The organism is Capnocytophaga ochracea DSM 7271, from assembly GCF_000023285.1.
Taxonomy (GTDB): Bacteria; Bacteroidota; Bacteroidia; order Flavobacteriales; family Flavobacteriaceae; genus Capnocytophaga; species Capnocytophaga ochracea.
This window is the reverse complement of record NC_013162.1, coordinates 2,606,710-2,612,925: the sequence shown is the minus strand read 5'-3', so window position 1 is coordinate 2,612,925 and position 6,216 is coordinate 2,606,710. Positions and strand designations below refer to the sequence as shown.

Here is a 6,216-nt window from a genome sequence, read left to right as displayed (position 1 = left end):
TGCTAATTTACTAATTATACCCGTTTGTGTGGCTCACACCAATTTTGATATACCAAAAATTTGCCATACCTTTGCACTATTAATTCCAAAAAACAATTTGTATTATGGCAAGAAGTCGAAATGTTATTTTAAACGGACTCTCTGGTATGATTGGTAAAACGTTCGTTTTCCGAAAAGTTAAAGGACAAACAGTAGTCTGTAAAGCTCCTTCTAAGTCCCGCGTACCAGCTTCCGAAGCTCAATTAGGCTGTCGCACTAAGTTCCAAGAAGCCGTGCGTTATGCCCAGCTCGTCCTTAAAGACCCACAGCTCAGGGCTTCCTATGAAGTATTACCTAAGGTCAAAAAAGGCACCTCATCAGTTTACCACGCTGCCATCACAGCGTATCTAAACAATACCGCTATTAAAAACTAATAATGTATTAAACTTTCAAACCGCAGAAAAATGAAGTATTATATTATAGCAGGCGAGGCTTCTGGTGATTTGCACGGTGCTAACCTAATGAAAGCTCTATTAGAAAAAGACCCAAAAGCCGAATTCCGCTTTTGGGGGGGCGACCAAATGCAACAGGTGGCAGGTACACAAGTAAAGCATTACCGAGACCTCGCTTTTATGGGCTTCTGGGAAGTGATTACGAACCTGCGCACTATCTTGCGCAATATCGATTTCTGTAAGAAAGATATCACCCAGTTCAACCCCGATGTCCTTATTTTTATAGACTATCCCGGTTTTAATATGCGCATTGCCCAATGGGCTAAACAACAACATATCCCTACTCATTACTACATCTCACCACAAATATGGGCTTGGAAAGAGAACCGCATAAAAGCAATCAAACGCGATGTAGATTTTATGTACGTCATACTCCCGTTTGAAAAAGATTTCTATGAAAGAGAACACCAATACCGCGTGCATTTTGTTGGTCATCCTTTGCTCGATGCTATTGCACAGCGTAAAGAAGTAGATGAGCAGACTTTTAAAAAGGAAAATAACTTAGATGTGCGCCCTATTATAGCACTCTTACCAGGTAGTAGAAAGCAGGAAATAGCCAAGATGCTAAAAATAATGCTCTCTATAGTCGATGATTTTCATCAGTATCAGTTCGTAATAGCAGGAGCCCCCTCAATTGATTATCACTTCTATAAACGTTTTATCAAAGAAGAAAACGTGCATTTTGTAAGCGGTAAAACTTATGATTTGCTCTCAGTATCTTATGCAGCGCTTGTAACCAGTGGTACGGCTACCTTAGAAACCGCCTTGCTCAACGTCCCCGAAGTGGTGTGCTACAAAGGCAATTGGATTTCCTATCATATAGCCAAACGCATTATCAAGCTCAAGTACATTTCATTAGTAAACCTCATTATGGATAAGCCTGTGGTTACTGAGCTTATTCAAGGTGACCTTACTAAAAAGAATTTAGAAGCTGAGCTTAACAAGCTCACTACTTATAGGCACCGTTACGAAGTGTTTAAAGATTATGTTTTGTTGAGAGAAAGGTTAGGCGGAGAAGGAGCAAGCGAAAAAACAGCCTCATTAATATTACGTCAATGTCAGGAAAATTAAACACAGCTAATAGCGTAATTGTGGCTTGTACATTGCTATTGGGTATAAGCAAACTTGTAGTGTATACTAACAAAGTAACACAAGAGCAGCTTAATCAGTGGCTATGTATGCCTCAATCGTTACCTCTGTTTTTAAAACAACCTTGGACGCTCATTTCTTATGCTTTCTATCACGTAAGCATTCAACACCTATTTTGGAATATGCTCCTGTTATTTTTCACAGGGCATATTTTCTTCAATCTCTTTAACGGAAAACAATTTGTAAAAGCGTATAGTTTTGGGATTATAGGTGGCGGAATCACTTTTCTAACCATAGGTCACTTCTTCCCCTCCTTCACTGATAATACGATGCTCTTAGGAGCTTCAGCTGCTGTTATGGGAGCCTTAGCCTTTGTGGTAACCCTGTTCCCCTCCTATAATGTCTATATTTTTACCTTTAAAATAAAATTGCTGTACGTTATATTGGCTTTTATCCTTTTCGATATACTGAATATATCAGTAAACACAGGAGGTAAGATAGCCCACTTCGGAGGTATTTTAGGAGGGATATTCGCAGGACTTACTTCAAAGTACAGTTTTCGTATTCCTAAAAAAGCAAAAACGCCCCAAGAAGAGTCTCCTAAAAAAGAAAAGAAAGTCGTTTCAGAAGAACAACAGATACGAGCACATCAGGTCAATCAACTGTTAGAGAAAATCAGTGCCAGTGGTTATGCAAGTTTAACCGACCAAGAAAAGAAATTCCTCTTTGAAGTGAGCAAGGAGAAAGAAAGCTAATTTGCTATCAATGAGAAGCTAATTCAAACAGCGAATTACTAATAAATGTTAATATTTAGTAGTGGGTATATTTTTAACATATTCTTAACTCACCGTGTTTAGATAATGTTATATTTTTGCCCCCAAATAGTTGAATGCTTATTGGTGATGAAGATGAATCGGCTAATATTATGGGTGCTTTTAAGCACTTTAATCGCTTGCAAGGGTAAGCATAATGAGCCTACTATAATAAGTGGCTTTTTCCCTAATGCAAAGGACTCTTTTGTTGTTCTATACAGCAATGATACTCCTATAGATACTGCTTATTTAGATAAGAATAAAACTTTCCTGTTTAACCTAAATATAACCGAAGGAGAGTTGTTTAACTTTGAAACAGATGGTAAGTATCAATATGTGTATGTAGAACCTAAGGACAGTGTGGTAGTGTATGCCAATGCACTAAGTTTTGAAGAAAGTATTTCATTCTCGGGTAAAGGCTCTGCTATTAATAACTTCTTACTCTCACAATCTAAGATGTCAGATGCGCAAGAAGAAGTTTTTAGGAAGTTTCATTCTTTGCCACCTATGCAGTACAAAAACAAAAGTGATTCCTTATATCAAGAAAGAAAACGGGAGTATGATGATTTTCTCAAACTAAATCCTCAGCTCACCGAGAAAGCAAAAGATTTAGCCTTAGTAAGCGCTACTTTTCCTATCTATAAAGAAATGGAGATATATCCTTTTGTTTATCAAAATAAGAACAACATTTCAATCGTAGATTTACTACCCTATAACTTTTACGACTATCGTAAACAAATTAATTATAACGATAGCTTTTTAGAGTATTTCCGACCCTATTATAGGTATATGGTAATGTATGTCAATAATCTGGCTTTTACTCAATACACCTATGATACTCACACTTTGGTAGATGTAAGTAGAGAATTAGGTTTCCATTTGCAAAAGATTAAAATCATCGATAGTCTTTTTACCAAGGGAAGTTTGAGAGATAACCTATACCGAAATGCAGCTTATGCTTATATTTTTAATATCCAAGAACACACCGAGTATAAAGATTACTTCGATAAATTTGCTAAGTATAACAAAGATAACAAGTATAAAGCCGAATTAGATAAGGTATTTAGAAACGTAATAGCACTACAAGCGGGAAGAATTCCTCCCGATTTTGATTTGATTAATGCAAACGGTGAACCTACTAAGTTTTCGGAAATACAACAGCCGGAGGTAACTATTTATTACTTTTGGTCGGTCAATCAGAAAGAGCTTTCTAAACTTATCTTCGGAAGAGTGAGCCAGTTAAAGAAGCTATTTCCCAATGTAAAGTTTGTAGGCATTGATATAGGGCAGGATAAAACTCAATGGCGCAAACAAATCTCAAATACCGATTGGACTGACCAATATCACTCTATCAATTTCATAGATTTGTCGCAAAAGTTTTTAATCAATAATATCAACAAATCAGTAATTATAGATAAAAACGGACGTATTATATCCGCTTTTGAAGATATTTTCAGTCCAAACTTAGAAAAAATATTATTATCAAAAGAATCTTAATTATTTATGTCTGACCAGATTATTACCTTTATTATGTATTGCGTTCCGGCTCTTATTGTAGGAGCGGTAGCCTTTTATTTTTTTAGAATACATATTGAAAATGAAGATAAAAAGCGATTATTTCTTCTTCATAAAGAAAACCAAAAGTACACAATGCCTATCCGCTTGCAAGCATACGAGCGAATGACACTTTTCTTAGAGCGAATGTCTCCTCAACAGCTATTTTTGCGCATTCCTCCTCATAACTTTTCTAAGAAAGAGTATGAAACATTGCTTGTAAACTCTATTGATGAAGAATTTGAACATAACTTAGCACAACAAATATACCTCAGTGAAAAGCTATGGAATATTATTCGTACTGCTAAAATGGCTACTATCCAAATGATTCGTAAAGTAGCCCTAACCGAAGAAGTAAAAGACTCACAAGCTATGGTAGAAGCTATATTTAAAGAGTTTGTAGAGAAAGCCACTCCTTCGGCTAATGCACTAAGCCATTTAAAAGAAGAAGTACGTCAGTTTTTAAAATAGGAATATTTCTGTAAGTATAAAAAAATAAGGGATTGAATTACATAATTCAATCCCTTATTTGTTATATGTGTACTTTCCCTATCTTTCAGAGATAGAGGCTAAGAATGCTTTTATAATAGTTGCAGACAGTTTGCCTGCCTCTACTACAAAAGTCTCATATGATACCGCATTCCCTTCGCCTGCCTTATCAGAAATAGCGCGAAGCATTACAAATGGAATGTTTAATAAATAGCAGGTTTGAGCAATAGCTGCTGCTTCCATTTCTACGGCTTTTGCTTTAGGGAAGGTATTAGCAATTTCTTGTAGTCGGGTGGGCGAGGAAATGAAAGAGTCTCCACTTACTACTTGTCCGTAGTGAAGTGTATGGCTGTATCGTTCGGCTACTTGTTTTAGTCTTTCTGTCCATTGTGTGTTAGCAATAAAGGCAGGAGGCATTTGTGCTTGCTGACCTATTTCATACCCAAAAGCCGTAACGTCTACATCGTGGTGGCGTACTTCATTAGCTAAGATTATATCGTGTACCGAAGTATCACCTAAGCCTCCGGCAGTACCTGTATTAATAATAAGCGATGGATTGTATCTTTCTATAAGTAAAGTGGTCGCAACCGAAGCGCTTACTTTACCTATACCTGAAAGTAATAATACTACTTCTATCCCATTAAGAGAACCTTCATAAAAAACAAAACGCCCTATTTTAGTTTCTTTGCAAGACTGAATAGAAGCTCTTAAACTATCTATCTCAAGCTCCATTGCACCTATAATTCCTATTTTCATAAATAAAAAATCTTTACTGAATTATTAATTTTTCAAAAGCCTTCGTCTTAAAGGTAAGTTCTTCGTTTTGTTCGTTACTATACACTAAAAGTACAGCCATATTGGGGTGTTTCTCTAAGAAATCTTTGCTCTTTTCCAATCCCATTACCATAAACATAGTGGCATATCCATCAGCAAACATAGTGGAAGGAGCAACTACTGTAGCACTGAGCACATCGCTTTGGGTAGCGCGTCCGGTAATAGGGTTAATAGAATGTACATATTTGCGCCCATTACTATCTGTCCATACTTTGCGATAGTTACCAGAGGTTGCCAATCCTTGATTGGTAAATTGTATAGTAGCTACCAATTCGCGGTCGTCCAAAGGTTTGATAGGGTTTTCTACGCCTATCGTCCACGCTTTGTTCTCTATGATGTTCCTTCCTTTCAGATACATCTCACCTGCTATCTCTACTATATAATTCTCAATACCTTTTGAGCTGAGAAAAGCCGCAACTACATCGGAGGTATAGCCTTGTGCTATGGCATTAAAGTCAAACAGTATTTCAGGAGACTCTTTTTCAATATGGTTATCGGCTGTGAGATGTACTTTATTAAAGCCTACATATTTTTTTAGTTCTGCTATTCTTTCATCTGTGGGGAGTTTATCCTCAGTTATCTTTTGTTTACCGAACCCCCAAGCATTTACTAATACACCTACCGTAGGGTCAAACAAACCTTCACTTTCTTGCCATATTTGCTGAGAGGCTTCAAAAACCTTTCTGAAATGTTCGTCTACCACTACATTTTTATCCCCTGCATTGATTTTAGAAATGTCAGAATCTGTTTTATAGGTAGACATAGACTTATCTATCACTTGTAAAATAGAGTCTATGGCGGGTTTTAAGTCTTCTTTAGTTTTGCTAATGTACTTAATGTGGTAAGTACTACCTTGCGCTTCCCCACTTATAAGATGAATTTCATCTTTTACGGAAGACTGGCAAGCTACTAAACCTATTGTGATACTTAAAAATAGATATTTCATT

The 6,216-nt window shown here is 36.6% G+C and carries 7 protein-coding genes; 5 read left to right on the top strand and 2 right to left on the bottom strand.

Going from position 1 to position 6,216, the window contains the following annotated elements:
• Positions 1-104: 104 nt before the first annotated feature.
• The 5 genes from COCH_RS11080 (at position 105) to COCH_RS11060 (ending at position 4,417) form a co-directional block, all read left to right on the top strand.
• Entirely contained in the window at positions 105-413 is a 309-nt protein-coding gene (locus tag COCH_RS11080) for a hypothetical protein (RefSeq protein WP_002672653.1), read from the top strand.
• Between the two features lie 30 nt (positions 414-443).
• Positions 444-1,562, top strand: a complete 1,119-nt coding sequence (gene lpxB / locus COCH_RS11075; RefSeq protein WP_009419110.1) for a lipid-A-disaccharide synthase — start codon at positions 444-446, stop codon at positions 1,560-1,562.
• Positions 1,547-2,335 carry a rhomboid family intramembrane serine protease gene (locus COCH_RS11070; protein WP_015783138.1) on the top strand — a complete coding sequence of 263 codons (789 nt, stop codon included), beginning with the start codon at positions 1,547-1,549 and terminating at the stop codon, positions 2,333-2,335. The genes lpxB and COCH_RS11070 overlap by 16 nt, the downstream gene beginning before the upstream one ends.
• Positions 2,336-2,482: 147 nt before the next feature.
• Positions 2,483-3,889 (top strand): TlpA family protein disulfide reductase, encoded by a 1,407-nt coding sequence (locus COCH_RS11065; protein WP_015783137.1) that lies wholly within the window; start codon positions 2,483-2,485, stop codon positions 3,887-3,889.
• A gap of 6 nt (positions 3,890-3,895) precedes the next feature.
• The gene (locus COCH_RS11060) at positions 3,896-4,417 is read left to right on the top strand and encodes a DUF7935 family protein (protein ID WP_015783136.1); all 522 of its coding nucleotides are present in this window, start codon (positions 3,896-3,898) and stop codon (positions 4,415-4,417) included.
• 78 nt (positions 4,418-4,495) lie between these two features.
• On the opposite strand, the gene COCH_RS11055 is transcribed toward COCH_RS11060, so the two are convergent.
• On the bottom strand, positions 4,496-5,191 hold the full coding sequence (locus COCH_RS11055) for a 5'-methylthioadenosine/adenosylhomocysteine nucleosidase (protein ID WP_015783135.1): 696 nt from the start codon (positions 5,189-5,191) through the stop codon (positions 4,496-4,498).
• A gap of 13 nt (positions 5,192-5,204) precedes the next feature.
• On the bottom strand, positions 5,205-6,215 hold the full coding sequence (locus tag COCH_RS11050) for an FAD:protein FMN transferase (protein WP_015783134.1): 1,011 nt from the start codon (positions 6,213-6,215) through the stop codon (positions 5,205-5,207).
• Position 6,216: the final 1 nt, after the last annotated feature.